The organism is Brachybacterium sp. p3-SID1565, from assembly GCF_025143785.1.
Taxonomy (GTDB): Bacteria; Actinomycetota; Actinomycetes; order Actinomycetales; family Dermabacteraceae; genus Brachybacterium; species Brachybacterium epidermidis.
The window spans coordinates 1-15,425 of the sequence record NZ_JAMBDS010000065.1; the positions used below are offsets into that span (position 1 = coordinate 1).

Annotated in this window: 12 protein-coding genes; 1 reads left to right on the forward strand and 11 read right to left on the reverse strand. The window is 70.8% G+C overall.

Annotated features, from left to right (window positions below; translation table 11 throughout):
* Positions 1–309 precede the first annotated feature (309 nt).
* Positions 310–1,008 (reverse strand): demethylmenaquinone methyltransferase, encoded by a 699-nt coding sequence (locus M4D54_RS12525; RefSeq protein ID WP_193866171.1) that lies wholly within the window; start codon positions 1,006–1,008, stop codon positions 310–312.
* Positions 1,009–1,128: 120 nt separating this feature from the next.
* Between M4D54_RS12525 and serC the strand changes: the two genes are divergently transcribed.
* On the forward strand, positions 1,129–2,286 hold the full coding sequence (serC, locus tag M4D54_RS12530; RefSeq protein WP_193866170.1) for a phosphoserine transaminase: 1,158 nt from the start codon (positions 1,129–1,131) through the stop codon (positions 2,284–2,286).
* Between the two features lie 290 nt (positions 2,287–2,576).
* Here the strand turns inward: serC and M4D54_RS12535 are convergent, their stop codons facing one another.
* The 10 genes from M4D54_RS12535 to pth form a co-directional block, all read right to left on the reverse strand.
* Complete coding sequence (locus tag M4D54_RS12535) at positions 2,577–4,172, reverse strand: NCS2 family permease (RefSeq protein WP_259891883.1); 1,596 nt, start codon at positions 4,170–4,172, stop codon at positions 2,577–2,579.
* Between the two features lie 49 nt (positions 4,173–4,221).
* Complete coding sequence (gene nagB / locus M4D54_RS12540; protein ID WP_193866168.1) at positions 4,222–5,013, reverse strand: glucosamine-6-phosphate deaminase; 792 nt, start codon at positions 5,011–5,013, stop codon at positions 4,222–4,224.
* Between the two features lie 215 nt (positions 5,014–5,228).
* Positions 5,229–6,605 carry an NAD(P)/FAD-dependent oxidoreductase gene (locus tag M4D54_RS12545; protein ID WP_193866167.1) on the reverse strand — a complete coding sequence of 459 codons (1,377 nt, stop codon included), beginning with the start codon at positions 6,603–6,605 and terminating at the stop codon, positions 5,229–5,231.
* Positions 6,606–6,662: 57 nt separating this feature from the next.
* Positions 6,663–7,622 (reverse strand): Ppx/GppA phosphatase family protein, encoded by a 960-nt coding sequence (locus tag M4D54_RS12550; protein WP_193866166.1) that lies wholly within the window; start codon positions 7,620–7,622, stop codon positions 6,663–6,665.
* Entirely contained in the window at positions 7,619–8,191 is a 573-nt protein-coding gene (locus tag M4D54_RS12555; protein ID WP_259891887.1) for a DUF501 domain-containing protein, read from the reverse strand. Before M4D54_RS12555 ends, M4D54_RS12550 begins: the two co-directional genes overlap by 4 nt.
* A complete protein-coding gene (locus tag M4D54_RS12560) occupies positions 8,188–8,919 on the reverse strand; it encodes a septum formation initiator family protein (RefSeq protein ID WP_259891888.1) in 732 nt (243 codons plus the stop codon). The genes M4D54_RS12555 and M4D54_RS12560 overlap by 4 nt, the downstream gene beginning before the upstream one ends.
* Positions 8,920–8,936: 17 nt before the next feature.
* Positions 8,937–10,220 carry a phosphopyruvate hydratase gene (gene eno / locus M4D54_RS12565; RefSeq protein ID WP_193865976.1) on the reverse strand — a complete coding sequence of 428 codons (1,284 nt, stop codon included), beginning with the start codon at positions 10,218–10,220 and terminating at the stop codon, positions 8,937–8,939.
* A gap of 89 nt (positions 10,221–10,309) precedes the next feature.
* Positions 10,310–11,086, reverse strand: a complete 777-nt coding sequence (locus tag M4D54_RS12570) for a MazG nucleotide pyrophosphohydrolase domain-containing protein (RefSeq protein WP_259891889.1) — start codon at positions 11,084–11,086, stop codon at positions 10,310–10,312.
* The gene (mfd, locus tag M4D54_RS12575; RefSeq protein WP_193865977.1) at positions 11,083–14,676 is read right to left on the reverse strand and encodes a transcription-repair coupling factor; all 3,594 of its coding nucleotides are present in this window, start codon (positions 14,674–14,676) and stop codon (positions 11,083–11,085) included. Before mfd ends, M4D54_RS12570 begins: the two co-directional genes overlap by 4 nt.
* Complete coding sequence (gene pth, locus M4D54_RS12580) at positions 14,673–15,287, reverse strand: aminoacyl-tRNA hydrolase (protein ID WP_193865978.1); 615 nt, start codon at positions 15,285–15,287, stop codon at positions 14,673–14,675. The genes mfd and pth overlap by 4 nt, the downstream gene beginning before the upstream one ends.
* Positions 15,288–15,425 lie beyond the last annotated feature (138 nt).

A 15,425-nucleotide genomic window follows, 5' to 3' on the forward strand; every position in this document is an offset into this window, starting at 1 on the left:
TCGGACTACCGAACCCTCTGGGCTCTTCCGTTCCGGGGCAACCCCTATAACTTAGGGGATCGGCTCCTCCATGTCAACTCGGTGCGGTGTGATCCGCGCCGCGCTGGCCCTGGAGGTGGGCCGTTGTGCCTGGTGGTGAGCGGTTCGGCGGGTGATCCACTGCTGGTCTCTCGCCGTGCCGTTCGGCCGGGCACGAGGAAAAACATTACGGGCCGGCAGCGCGGCCGTCAAGCTGAAACGGCGTTTTTCAGAGGTGTCCTCGGCCACATTGCTTCACCTGCTCGTCCATCGCCCGTCTGACCTGCAGGTTCAGTCGCCCGGGACGTATCCACGATGCAGCGCGACGATCCCGCCGGAGAGGTTCCGGTACTGGCAGTGCTCGAGTCCCAGCTCGAGGAACCAGGAGCGAAGCTCGGTCTGGCCCGGCCAGTCCAGGATCGACTCGGCCAGATAGTCGTAGGCGTCTGAGTTGGAGGACAGCCCACGTGCGGCTGCCGGGAGTGCGCGCAGCAGGTAGCGCTCGTACACGGTGCGGAACAGTGAATTCGTGGGTGTGGAGAACTCGCACACGACCACCGTTCCCCCGGGCCGCACCACCCGCACCATCTCCTGCAGCCCCATGCGGGGATCGTGGACATTGCGCAGTCCGAAGCTGATGACCGCGGCATCGAAGGAGTCGTCTAGGAAGGGAAGGTGCTGGGCGTCGGCTCCGACGAAGGGCACGGGTGCTCCACGACGCCGGCCCTCCGTCATCATGCCCAGGGAGAAGTCGGCCGCCACCACGCGGGCTCCGGCCCTGGCCAGCGCGGCGGAGGAGGTGCCCGTGCCTGCTGCCAGGTCGAGCACGGTGTCACCCTCGGAGACCGCCAGGGACTCCACCATCTGGTCGCGCCACATGCTCACCTGTCCCATCGCTGCGACATCGTTCATCAGGTCGTAGCGGCGAGCGACGGCATCGAACATCCCGGCGACGTCGTACGGCTTCTTGTCCAGATCGGCACGGCTCATGCCCCCGATCCTGCCAGAGATGTGCTCATCTGCCGGACCGTGGCGTGGCGGCCACCGCGTGACTGGCACGATGCTGGGGTCACCGGTACGGACCGGCCCCGGGATCACGAGGAGGACACGATGTCCGATCACAGCAACGATCGCTCCGCTCGCATCCGCGGGCTGACGATTCCCCGCAGCCTTCTGCCCGCCGACGGTCGTTTCGGCTCCGGTCCGTCACGGGTGCGGTCCGCCCAGGTCGATGCACTGGTGGCGGCATCCGGGTCCGTGCTGGGGACCTCGCACCGTCAGGCCCCGGTGAAGAACGTGGTGAAGCGTGTCCGGACGGGCCTGGCCGAGCTGTTCTCCCTCCCCGAGGGCTACGAGGTGGTGCTCGGCAACGGCGGCTCGACTGCCTTCTGGGACGTGGCGGCCCTGGGCCTGATCGAGCGGCGCTCCCAGCACCTGGTGTGCGGCGAGTTCTCCCAGAAGTTCGCCACCGAGGTGCGCGACGCACCCCACCTGGAGGATCCCGAGGTCATCCGGGCAGAGCCCGGCGCGCTCCCCTCCCCCGTCAGCAGTCCCGACGTCGATGCCTACGCCTGGGCTCAGAACGAGACCTCCACCGGGGTGATGGCACCGGTGCGCCGCCCCGAGGGGGCCGGCACCGAGCAGCTGGTGCTGATCGATGCGACCTCCGCCGCCGGTGGCGTGATGGTCGATCCCACCCAGGCCGACGCCTACTACTTCGCCCCGCAGAAGGCCTTCGCCTCCGACGGCGGTCTGTGGCTGGCGGTCCTCTCCCCTGCCGCGATCGAGCGCGCCGAGCGCATCGCGGCCCAGGGGGCGCACTGGATCCCCTCGATCCTCTCGCTGACCACAGCGATCGAGAACTCCCGCAAGGACCAGACGCTCAACACGCCGGCGGTGTCGACGCTGGTGCTGATGGCGGAGCAGATCGAGTGGATGAACGAGCAGGGCGGTCTGGCCTGGGCCGACTCCCGCACCCGCGAGACCAGCGGACTGCTGTACGAGTGGGCCGCCCGCCGTGAGGAGGTCACCCCCTTCGTGGACGATCCCTCGGCACGCTCGCAGGTGGTGGCCACCCTCGACATCAGCGAGGAGATCGACGCCACGGCGATCACCTCCGTGCTGCGCGCCCACGGCGTGGTGGACATCGAGCCCTACCGGAAGCTGGGCCGCAACCAGGTGCGCATCGCCACATTCCCCGCGGTGCCCCCGGAGGACGTCAGGGCTCTGATCGCCGTGCTCGACCACGTGCTGGACGCCTCGGCCTGACATCGCGGGCCCCGGGCCACGAAGCCGAGCAGCGGCTGGGCGATGGCCCAGGCGCTCCCGGACACGCCGACCAGCACCTGGGGCAGGGCGAGGGAGAGCACACCGATGGTGGCGACCATCAGCACCACCAGCACCGGCGCCTGGGAGTCACCGGGCAGCACGCTGCTCGTGAGCGGTGAGCACCCGTTGCAGCGCCCGGTGAGCAGGCTGTACCGCACCGGGGGGCGACCTCCGGCGCGGACGTGCCGGGAATTGCCACACAGTGTCGGGATTGCGAGGGCTCGGCTGCGTCAGAGCAGCAGGCTCTCGATGCCGCCTCGGAGGAAGTAGACGACGAACAGCACCGCAACCAGGTACATCAGCCAGTGGACGTCCTTGGCGCGGCCACGGATCACGCGGATCAGCACGAACATGATGAAGCCGGCCCCCATGCCCACGGTGATGGAGTACGCGAACGGCATCAGGATGATGGTGAGGAACGCCGGCACTGCGATCTCCACGTCGGTGAAGTCGATGTCCGTGACCTGGGTCATCATCAGGAAGCCCACCATCACCAGGGCCGGGGTGGCCGCCTCGTACGGCACCAGTGCGACCAGGGGCGACAGGAAGGTGGTCAACAGGAAAGCGACGCCCACGACCACCGAGGACAGGCCCGTGCGGGCACCCTCGGCCACCCCGGAGGTGGACTCCACGAAGCTGGTGTTGGAGGAGACACCGCCGAGGCCACCGGCGATGGCGCCCACCGAGTCCACCACCAGGATGCGCTGGGAGCGGGGGATGTCGCCGGTCTCGTCGACCAGCCCGGCCCCGGAGGCCACGCCCACCATCGTGCCCATGGTGTCGAAGAAGTCCGCCAGCAGCAGGGAGAAGACGATGACGGTCGCCCCGATCGCGCCCGCCGCGGTGATCCCGCCGATCGGATCCACGGTGAACAGTGTGGCGAAGTCCGGCGCCTGGATCGGGAACTCGCTGATGGAGGGCACGTTCATGGCCCAGCCACCGGGGTTGCCCTCCCCCTCGGGCCCGGCGGGGGCGAAGGCGCCGAGCTTCATCACGCTCTCGAGCACGATGGCCAGGACGGTCGCGAACACGATCGAGATCAGGATGGCGCCGGGGACCTTGCGCACCCACAGCACGAACATCAGCAGCAGACCGGTGACGAACACGAAGGTGGGCCAGCCGGTGAGGGAGCCGTCGTTGCCCAACTGCACCGGGGTGCCGGTGGCGGTGGTGACGAACTTGGCGTTGTACAGGCCCAGGAACGCGATGAACAGACCGATGCCGACGGCGATCGCCGTCTTGAGGAACGGCGGGACGGCATCGAACACGGCCTTGCGGAATCCGGTGAGCACCAGCAGCAGGATGATCACGCCCTCCAGCAGCACCAGGCCCATGGCCCCGCCCCAGGTCATGCCCGGCAGGGGCACCACCGAGTAGGCGACGTAGGCGTTGAGGCCGAGCCCCGCGGCCAGCGCCAGGGGGAACTTCGCCCAGGTGCCCATGACGATGCTGAGCAGGCCGGCGATCAGTGCGGTGCCGGCGGCGACCGCCGGCAGATTGGGCTCCGCCCCGCCGCCCAGATACTGGCCGGTGGAGTCGGGGACGGTGCCGATGATCAGCGGGTTCAGCACCACGATGTAGCACATCGAGAAGAACGTGACCAGGCCGCCGCGGATCTCTCGCGAGACGCTCGAGCCGCGGTCGCTGATGCCGAAGAAGCGGTCCAGACCGCCGCGAGGGGCGGTGGCGGTCGCTGTGGAGGCCGGCGCGGTGCCACCCTCGCGATCAGCGGGGCCGGAGCCGACGGCCGCGGCGGCGGGCCGTGCATCGGAGGGGGACGAGGAGGGGGACGGGGATGAGGGGGATGAGGGGAGATCAGACTGCATGGGGGCGATCGTATCGGCCTGCGGGCCCAGGAACCGTCGTCGTCCGCGCTCAGCTGCGTGAGGTGAGCGACTCCTCCTGGGCCACCCGGCGCATGTGCCGGTAGTAGTCGGTCAGCTCGAGCTGGGAGGCGGCGGCCTCGTCGACCACCACGGTCACGGCGGGGTGCAGCTGGAGGCAGCTCGCGGGCCAGCGGGCGCTGATCGGGCCCTCGACCATCTGCGCGATCGCCCGGGCCTTGTTCTCACCGGTGGCGGTGAGCACGATCTCCTTCGCTTCGCGGATCGTGCCGAGGCCCTGCGAGAGGGCCAGGGTCGGCACGTCCTCGCGGGAGTCGAAGAAGCGGGCGTTGTCGGCGATGGTCGACTCGGTCAGCACCACGGGACGGGTGCGGGAGGCCAGGGAGCTGCCGGGCTCGTTGAAGGCGATGTGGCCGTTGGAGCCGATGCCCAGGATCTGCAGGTCCACTCCCCCGGCCTCCGCGATCGAGCGGTCGTAGCGATCGGCCTCGGCGATCGGGTCGGCAGCCTGCCCTTGGGGTGAGAGCACAGCGGCGTCGTCGATGTCGATGTGCCAGGTGAGGTTCTCGCGGATGAACCGGTGGTAGCTCTGCTCGTGATCGGAGGGCAGACCCACGTACTCGTCCAGCAGGAAAGCGCGGGCGGAGGCGAAGGACAGCCCCTCCTCCCGGTGGCGGCGGATCAGTTCCCGGTAGCCGGCCAGCGGGGAGGAACCGGTGGCCAGGCCCAGCACGACGGCACCTGCATCACGCAGCACTCGCTCGAAGACGTCGGCGACCTCGCGTGCACCTTCGGCGGCGTCAGAAACGATGATGACCTGCATTGATGGTGTTCCTCCTGCGCGCGGACACGGACCACCGATGCCCACTCATTGGCCGTTTGCGCTCGACTGCGCGTGGAGTCGAGCACGTTCGGTCACATCCTACCGCGGGCGCACCGTGTGGCGGCCGCCAGACGCAGCGCGCCCTCGCTCCGGGGAGCAAGGGCGCGTGCGTCAGCGGCGGGATCCACGAGCGCGGGTCGTGGATCCGCGCGGCATCACTGGGGCTTGGAGGAGGTGTTGGCCGCCAGCTCGAAGGCGGCGCGCGGCGTGGTCTGCTCCGGGATGCCGATGATGTCGCGGCGGGAGATCAGGTTGGTGACCCAGCCGGCGACCACAGCGGCCTTTCGGCCGATCGTGGGCATGGCGTACACGTGGTACGCGCGAGCAGCGGCCCAGGCGGGCAGGCCGCGCAGGTCGAACTCCTTGTCGCCCACGTGCAGGCGACCGACGCCCTTGTACATGCCCAGGGTGGCCATGGTGCCGAGGTTCTTGTGGTAGTAGTCCACCAGCGGGCGGCCCTGAACGGAGCGCGCGATGTTGTCGGCGATCCGCTTGCCCTGGCGCACCGCGTGCTGCGCGTTGGGCGGGCAGAACTTGCCCTCGCCCGCGGCCAGGTCCGGCACGGCGGCGCAGTCGCCGGCGGCGAACACGTTGTCGATCGGGCCGTCGGCGCCGTTGACGCGCAGGTCGGCGAGGGTGTCGACCTTGCCCATCAGGGGGCCGCGCTCGGTGATGACGGGGAGGTCCGAGACCCCCTCCTCCAGCAGGATCGGGCTGGGCTTGACGCCCGCGTTCCACACCAGCAGGTCGGTCTCGAACTCGTCGCCGTCGCTGGTCTTGACCACGCCGTCCTCAGCGGAGTTCAGGAAGGTCTCCAGCTTCACCTCGATGCCGCGCTCGCGCAGCTGGTTCAGCACGTAGGCGCGCTGGTCCTCGGTCAGCTCGGGGAAGATGAACGGAGCGGCGTCGATCAGCACGAAGCGGATGTCCGAGGCGTGCAGGTCGGGGTAGTAGCGCAGGGCGTCGCGGACCATGTCCTCGGTCTCGGCGATGGCCTCACCGCCGGCGAAGCCGCCGCCCACGAAGGTGAAGGTGAGCAGGCGCTTGCGGATCTTCGGATCCTTGGTGGAGGCGGCCTCGGCGAGATTGGCGAGGACGCGGTCGCGCACGGCCACGGCCTCCTCGACCCACTTGAAGCCGATCGCGGCCTCGGCCAGGCCCGGGATGGGCAGCAGGCGCGGCACGGCACCCAGACCCACCACCAGGTAGTCGTAGGAGATCTCGAGCTGGACGTCGTCCTCGGTGTCGACCACCACGAGGTTGTCGGCACTGCGGATGGAGGTCACGGTGCCGGTGACGACCTTGGTGCCGGCGAGGATCTTGCGCAGCGGGGCCAGCACGTTGCGCGGATCGATGGAGCCGGCGCCGACCTCGGGGAGGAAGGGCTGGTACGTCATGTAGGGGCGGGAGTCGACGACCGTGATCGCGACCTCGGTCCCGAGGGACTTGCGGAGGTCCGCCGCAGTGGTGAGTCCGACGGACCCGCCGCCGAGGATCAGGACGTGAGGCTTGCCGCCATGAGAGTTGTTCATGGGTACAGCGTAGGGCGCTCCGAGAGACCGCACAAAAGGCGGCCCCCGCAATCAACATCACACAGGAAGCAGGCTGAGGGCGATCCCGTCGAGGATGTCATGCTCGCTGGTGCGGGAGACCTGCAGGTCGGCGGTGCTCTGCAGTCGCCGTGCCACGCGGGACCAGATGAGCGCGCCCGCTCCGATCACATCGATGCGGCCGGGGTGGATCGCCGAGAGCTCGGCGCGCTCGGCGCGAGGCATGGCCAGCAGACGCTCGCACAGCTCGACGGTCTCGTCGATGTCCAGCCGGGCTCCGTGGGTGACATCGGGCCTGTACTCGGTGACACCCATTGCCAGCGCCGTCAGCGTGGTGACCGTGCCGGCCACACCCACCAGCACGGAGGTGGACTCCAACGGCACCTGCTGGGCGGCCCGGTCCAACAGGGAGTCGACGTCGGCCGCAGCGGCCGCGATCTCCGCTGCGGTGGGCGGGTCGGAGGCCAGGTGGCGCTCCGTCATCCGCACCGACCCCATGTCCAGGCTCACGCGGTGGCTGGGCGCGTCGGTGCCCAGCACGAGCTCGGTGGAGCCGCCACCGATGTCGACCACCAGGCGGGGCCCCTCGGGCAGGTCCTCAAGGGTGGTGACCGCGCCCCGGTAGGAGAGCTCGGCCTCCTCCTCGCCGCTGATCACCTCGGGCTCCACCCCCAGGATCTCGCGGATGCCGGAGATGAACAGGTCGCGGTTGGAGGCGTCGCGCGTGGCGGAGGTGGCCGTGAATCGCAGGCGGTGCGCACCGTGGTGCTCGATCAGCCGCCCGTAGCGACGGGCCGCATCCAGGGTGCGCTCCACGGCGGCCGGGTCGAACCGGCCCGTGCGGTCGACTCCCTGGCCCAGGCGCACGATCTCCATGTGCCGCTCGAGATCCACCAGACCGGGACCGGAGGGGTCGGCTCGCGCGATCAGCAGGCGGATGGAGTTGGTGCCGCAGTCGATCGCCGCGACGGGCGGATCCTGATGCTCGCGCGCGCTCATCGCTGCTCCCCCTCGTGCCGCTCGCAGCGGCACACCAGCTCCGGCCAGGCGCCGTCGATGCCGACCAGCACCTTTTCGGCCACGGGATTGATGCCGGGCCCCTCGGCCAGGGCCTGCCCGGCCAGGGCGTGGAGGCACTTGACCCGTTCGGGCATGCCTCCGGCGCTGGTCCCGCTGATCTCGGGGACATCGCCCAGCTCTGCGCGGCGCTGCAGGTAGCGCTGGTGAGCGCCGCGGTAGGCCTCGGCCAGGGCCGGATCCTCCCCCAGACGGGCGGTGAGCTCGGCCATGGCGCCGGTGGCCTCGACCCGGGAGATCTCCAGCACCAGCCAGGGAAGGGTCAGGTACAGGGAGGTGGGGAACGGGGTGCCGTCCTCGAGGCGGGGAGCGGTGCGCACCACGGCCGGCCGGCCGCAGGAGCAGCGGCGGGCGATGGAGATCACGCCCCGCATCTCACGGCCCAGCTGCTCGCGCATGGAGACGGCATCAGCCGGGGTGGCCGGGGTCTCGTGAGGCAGGGGCGGCAGGGAGGCCCCGTCGGGAACGGGTGGGAGAGAGGCGGTGGTCACTCGGCTTCGTCCTCATCGGTGGGGTCGGGGATGTCGTCGGCGGTGAGGCGGCTCGAGCCCTCGAGGCTCTCCCAGAGGGTCGAGAACCACTCGCCCTCGGTGGCCTCGACCGCGGCCTGCTCGGCCTCGGTCAGCGGCACGTCGCGCCCGGAGGTGTCGGTGAGGCGGTACTGGGTCTCCCCCGGCATCGCGAAGAGAAGGCGCTCACGGGCCTGGGCGGCCACGTACGCGGGATCCTCCCAGCGGGCGACCTGGTCCTGCAGCTCGTCGACCCGCTGCTGCTTCTGCCCCACCTCGGCCTGCAGCTCGGAGAGCTGCTGGCGCTGGGTGACGTAGGAGTTGACGGTGGGCAGCAGGGCCGCCAGTGCGATCACCACCAGCGACACCAGCACCAGGGTGCGGCGGGTGATGGTGATCCCGGGGCCGTCCTGCTGCGCGGTGCGGGAGCCGACGGTGCTGCGGGGCCGGGATGCCTTGGCCGGGCCCCGCCCACGCGAGGGCGATCCTCCGGCGGCGGCGCGCGAGGAGCCGCCGGCGGCGCCGGTTCCCGACGGGCGCAAGGACGGGGCGCGCGAGGTGCTGGACCGGGCGCCGGAGCTGCGTGCACCGCTGCCGGTGCGGGCCGCGGAGCCCTTGGCGGGGGTGGGCGTGGCGGGGCCGCGTCGCCCTGGGGACGACGCGACCGGGCGCCTCGCGGATCGCGGGGCGCCCGGTCGTCTCGAAGTCATGCCCGCAGGATACGACCTCAGGCGGTGAAGCGCGGGAACGCGGCGGCGCCGGCGTACTTCGCGGCGCCCTCCAGCTCCTCCTCGATGCGCATCAGCTGGTTGTACTTGTTGACGCGCTCGCCACGGGCGGGGGCGCCCGACTTGATCTGGCCGCAGTTGGTGGCCACGGCGAGGTCGGCGATGATCGTGTCCTCGGTCTCACCGGAGCGGTGGGACATCATGCAGCGGAAGCCGCTGCGGTGGGCGAGGTCCACGGCGTCGAAGGTCTCGGACAGTGAGCCGATCTGGTTGACCTTCACCAGCAGGGCGTTGGCGGACTTCTCGAGGATTCCGCGACCCAGGCGCTCGGGATTGGTGACGAACAGGTCGTCGCCCACCAGCTGCACCTTGTCGCCGAGGCGCTCGGTCATGGCGTTCCAGCCCTCCCAGTCGTCCTCGTTCAGCGGGTCCTCGATGGAGACCAGCGGGTAGGAGGCGACCAGCTCGGCGTAGTACTCGATCATCTCGGTGGCGGACTTCTTCTCGCCCTCGAAGGTGTAGGAGCCGTCCTCGAAGAACTCCGAGGCGGCCACGTCCAGGGCCAGGGCGACGTCCGCACCGGCCTTGTAGCCGGCCTTCTCGATCGCCTCGACGATCAGGTCCAGGGCCTCGCGGTTGGAGCCCAGGTTCGGGGCGAATCCGCCCTCGTCGCCCAGGCCGGTGGCCAGGCCACGGTCCTTCAGCACGGCCTTGAGCGCGTGATAGACCTCAGCGCCCATGCGCACGGCCTCCTTGAAGGAGTCCGCGCCGATCGGGGCGATCATGAACTCCTGGATGTCGACGTTGGAGTCCGCGTGGGAACCGCCGTTGAGGATGTTCATCATCGGCACGGGCAGGATGTGGGCATTGGCGCCGCCCAGGTACTGGTAGAGGGGCACGCCGGCGGAATCGGCGCCGGCCTTGGCCACGGCCAGGGAGACGCCCAGGATGGCGTTGGCGCCCAGGGTGCCCTTGTTCTTCGAGCCGTCCAGCTCGATCATCGTGGAGTCGATCAGGCGCAGCTCCTGCACGTCCAGGCCCACCACCTTCGGGCCGATCTCCTCGATGACGGCGTCGACGGCCTGCTGCACGCCCTTGCCCAGGTAGCGGCCCTTGTCGCCGTCACGGCGCTCGACGGCCTCGAAGGCCCCGGTGGAGGCGCCGGAGGGGACCTCGGCGCGGGCGAAGGTGCCGTCGTCGAGCAGGACCTCGACCTCGACGGTGGGGTTGCCGCGGGAGTCCAGGATCTCGCGGGCGTGGACGGCATCGATGAAGGCTGCCATGTGCTGTTCCTTCCATAAGGGTGAGGATCGGTCACGGCCGGTCGGCGCTGACCGTCCACGCACCAGTCTAGGTGCACTCCCTCGGGACGTCAGAGGGATCGCGGATCATCCGCCGGTGCCGCGCCCTGGGCGCGCATGCGGGCCAGAAGTGACCTCAGGGCGCTCTCCGGGTCGATGTCGCGCGCCTCGGCGGCCACCACCACATCCAGCAGGGCACGGCCGATGTCCCCGCCCCAGTCCTCGCGGTCCTCGGTGTCGACCTGATGGTCCGCGCTCTCCAGCAGCTCTTCGAGCCGGCCCGCGGAGCGCGCGCGATGGACAGCCTTGGCGGCTGTCTGCAGGGACGGCAGGCCGGCGGGGATGGAGTCGAACCAGCCCGTGCGCCTTCCACCGCTGGCCTCCTGCTCGGCGGCCTTGACGGCGTGCCACTGGGCGATGATCTCGTCCACGTCGGCGCGGTCGTGCAGGGCGCGATCGCGATCCTCGCCGAAGATGTGGGGGTTGCGCCGCTCCATCTTGGCGATGAAGGAGCGGGCCACATCGTCGACGTCCCACGCGGGGTCCTCGTCCTGCCCGATGCGGGCATGGAACAGGATCTGGAACAGCAGGTCGCCGAGCTCGTCCGTCAGCGCGGTGGAGCCGTGAGCCGCCGGGGTGTCGATCACCTCGAGCACCTCGTGGGTCTCCTCCAGCAGGTACCGGGCCAGGGAGGCGTGGGTCTGCCGGTGCGTCCACGCGTCGCCATCGGGCGCGCGCAGCGCCTCCATCACTTCGACCGCACGCAGCAGGGCGGTTCCGCGCGGCGAAGGGAGGGACTCGTCGGATGCCGGATGGTCCTCGGCGGGCAGCTGGTCGGAGGGGGTCACGAGGCCGAGGCTACCGAGGCGGGGACCAGGGTGCGCAGCACCGCCCGTGCCCAGTCCAGCAGTTCGTGGTCGCGCAGCTCGGTGCCGCCCACGCGCGCGGTGGTGGGACGCGGCACCAGCACCTGTCGGGTGGCGGGCTTGAGCACGGTGCCCGGGTACAGGCGCTTGATCCGCAGCGCGGCGGAGTCCGGCACCTCCAGGTGTGCGAAGCGGATCATCTTGCCCTGGGCCTGGACCTCCTCGACACCGGCGGCGCGGGCGTCGATCCGGAAGCGGGCCACGTCCAGCAGCACCTCAACCGGGGCCGGCGGGGCACCGTAGCGATCGGTGAGCTCGGCCCGCACCTGCTCGATCTCCTCGACCTCCCGCACGGCGGAGAGCTTCGAGTACGCCTCCAGCCGCAGCCGTTCGGAGCCGATGTAGTCGTGCGGGATGTGGGCGTCCAGCGGGAGCTCCACCCGGATCTCCTTCTCGGGGGCGCCGCCCTCGCCGCGGAAGGCGGCCACGGCCTCGCCGACCATCCGCACGTACAGGTCGAAGCCCACCCCGGCGATGTGCCCGGACTGCTCTCCGCCCAGCAGGTTGCCCGCACCGCGGATCTCCAGATCCTTCATGGCCACCTGCATGCCGGCGCCCAGGTCCGTGTTGGTGGCCAGGGTGGTCAGCCGGTCGTGCGCGGTCTCGGTCAGCGGCCTGGAGCCGTCGTAGAGGAAGTAGGCGTAGGCGCGCTCGGAGGAGCGCCCCACCCGGCCTCGCAGCTGGTGCAGCTGGCTGAGACCGAACTTGTCGGCGTTCTCCACGATCAAGGTGTTGGCGTTGGCGATGTCCAGGCCGGTCTCGACGATGGTGGTGCACACCAGCACGTCGAACTCCTTCTCCCAGAAGTCGATGATCACCCGTTCCAGCTGGTGCTCGTTCATCTTGCCGTGCGCCACCTGCACGCGGGCATCGGGCACCAGCTCGCGCAGGTGCTGGGCCGTGCGGTCGATGTCCTCCACCCGGTTGTGGATGTAGAACACCTGGCCGTCCCGCAGCAGCTCGCGGCGGATCGCGGCGGTGACCTGCTTGTCGTCCTGGACCCCGACGTAGGTGAGCACGGGATGGCGCTCCTCCGGCGGGGTGGCCAGGATCGACATCTCGCGGATGCCGGTGACGGCCATCTCCAGGGTGCGCGGGATCGGGGTGGCGCTCATGGCCAGCACGTCCACGTTCGTGCGCAGGGCCTTCAGGGTCTCCTTGTGCTCCACGCCGAAGCGCTGCTCCTCGTCGACGATCAGCAGGCCCAGGTCCTTGAACCGCACCTGCCCGGTCAGCAGACGGTGGGTGCCGATCACCACGTCGACGCTGCCGTCGGCGATGCCGTCGATGGTGGCCTGGGAGTCGGCCGGGGACTGGAAGCGGGACAGGCCCCGCACGGTGACGGGAAAGCCGGTGTACCGCTCGGTGAAGGTGTCCAGGTGCTGCTGGGCCAGCAGCGTCGTGGGGGCCAGCACGGCGACCTGCTTGCCGTCCTGGACGGCCTTGAAGGCCGCGCGCACGGCGATCTCGGTCTTGCCGTAGCCGACGTCGCCCAGGATCAGGCGGTCCATGGGGACGGGCTTCTCCATGTCGGCCTTGACGTCGTCGATGGTGACGAGCTGGTCCGGGGTCTCCGCGAACTCGAAGGCGTCCTCGAGCTCCCGCTGCCAGGGGGTGTCCGGGGCGAAGGAGTGCCCGGGCGCGGACTGCCGCGCCGAGTACAGGCGCACCAGCTCGTCGGCGATCTCGCGGATGGCCTTGCGGGCGCGGGACTTGGTCTTGGCCCAATCCGCCCCGCCCATGCGGTTGATCGACGGCTCCTCGCCGCCCACGTACTTGGTGACCTGGTCGAGCTGGTCGCTGGGCACGTAGAGCCGGTCCCCGGGCTGCCCCTTCTTGGAGGCCGCGTACTCGATGACCAGGTACTCGCGGGTGGTGCGCTTCGCTCCCGCACCCACGGTGCGGCTGGTCATCTCCACGAAGCGACCCACGCCATGGTGGGCGTGGACCACGTGGTCCCCGGGCCGCAGCTGCAGGGGGTCCACCACGTTGCGGCGGCGGGTGGGCATCTTGCGCTCCTCGCCGCGACGGGCACCGGACTTGCCGGTCAGGTCCCGCTCCGAGGCGAGGATGATCTTGGCCGTCTCGTCGACCAGGCCCGCGGGGAAGGGACCGACGGTGACCACGGCCTCGCCGGGGACCACCGGTGCGTCGAGACGCTCCGCGTACACGGCGGGAAGCCCCTCGGCACGCAGGTTCTCCACGGCGTGACGGGCACCGCCCGGGCCCATCATGGTGGCGATCACGGACCAGCCCTCGCGGCGCCGCGCCTCGAGGTCCTTGGCGGCGTCCCCGGGCTTGCCGGAGTAGCCGGGGTGCGTGGTGGCCCTGGCGGTGACGTCCACATCGGTCTCGAGTCCGAAGGCGGCCAGGGTGAACCAGGGGCGGCCGCCCTTCCGCGCACGCTCGACGGCCTCGGCCAGCGGAACGAAGCTGGCATCGCCCACGTCGATGGGCAGCCCTCCCCCGGTGGCCGCGCTGGACCAGGCCGCGGCGAGGAACTCCTCGGTGGTGGAGACCAGCTCGTTCGCACGGCTGCGCACCTTCTCCGGCTCCAGCACCAGGAACCGGGCGCCGGCGGGCAGGACGTCGGAGACCTGCTCCATCTGCTCCACCAGCACGGGGCTGAGGGACTCCATGCCCTCGGCGGCGATGCCCGCGGCGATGCGCAGCAGGATCTCGCGGGCGCCGGGGAGCTGTTCGGCCATGGCCCGGGCGCGCTCGCGCACCTGCGGGGTCAGCAGGATCTCGCGGCAGGGCGGGGCGTCCAGTCCGTGGGGCACGACCTCCAGGGAGCGCTGGTCGGCGACGGAGAAGTACCGCACTTCGTCGATCTCGTCGCCGAACAGGTCCACCCGCACCGGATGGGGCTCGGTCGGCGGGAACACGTCCAGGATGCCGCCGCGCACGGCGAACTCCCCGCGCTTCTCCACCATGTCCACGCGCGCGTAGGCAGCGTCCGCCAGGGCCTGCACCAGGTCATCCAGGGGGTACTCGTCACCGGTGCGGGCGCGGACGGGCATCAGGTCGCCCAGACCCGTGGCGATCGGCTGCAGCAGGGTGCGCACGGGCATCAGCAGCACGTGCACGGGCTGCTCCGTCTCGGGGTGCGCGATGCGGCGCAGAGTGGCCAGGCGGCGGGCCACGGTGTCGGCTCGGGGCGAGAGCTTCTCGTGCGGGAGGGTCTCCCAGGCGGGCAGCTCCGCCAGGTGGTCAGTGCCCACCAGGCAGCTCAGGGCGGAGCGGATGTCCTCCGCCGAGCGGGTGGTGGGAGTGATCACGACCAGCGGGTGCTGGGCATCGGCGCGGCGCGCGAGATCTGCCACGGCGAAGGGGAACAGCCCCGTCGCCGCGACGATGCTGCCGCCCTCCCCGGTCTCGGAGCCCTCCTCGACGAGGGCGCGGATGGCGGTGAGGTCATCCCCCTGCGCGATGTGCTCGAGCAGCGGGCCCAGAGGGGCACGCCGCGCAGGGGCATCGGCAGGGTTGCGGCGGGCGGTGTCGGTGCTCATCGGGCCTCCCGGGAGTGGAAGTGCTGCTGGGCGGGAGCGAGGCCCTCGAGGACCAGCGCCTCCACCGCATCGGCGGCATCGGAGATCAGCAGCTCGAGGGTGCGCCGCTCGGTGCTGGAGAAGGGTGCCAGGACGTGATCGGCGGTGTCGCGACTGCCCGGTGGACGGCCCACGCCCACCCGGACGCGGAGGTAGTCCTTGGTGCCCAGCGCCTTGGAGATGTCGCGCAGGCCGTTGTGGCCGCCCTCCCCGCCGCCGCGCTTGAGGCGGATGGCGTCGAAGGGGATGTCCACCTCGTCGTGCACGACGACGACGCGCTCCGGGGGCACGTCGTAGTAGGCGGCCAGCGCCTTCACGGGGCCCCCGGAGACGTTCATGTAGGTGGTGGTCTTGGCCAGGACCACGCGCTCGTCGGCGCCGGGGATGCCCAGCCGCCCCTCGAGCACCACGGCCTGGGCGCGACGCGCCGCCCCGAAGCGCCCACCAGCGGCCTGCGCGATGTGGTCCACCACCATCTGGCCGACGTTGTGGCGGGTGGCGGCGTACTTCGGCCCGGGGTTGCCCAGGCCCACCACCAGGTGGGTGCCGCTGAGGCGATCGGCCGAGTTCATGCACAGCTCCTTGGGGCGATGAGCGATGGGCGGGGGATGCGGCGGAATGCGGCCGCAGGGCGATATGCGCACCAGGGCGGCATGCGCACCAGGGCGGCATGCGCGCGGAGGCAGCACAGGGCCCCCGCAACGGTACCG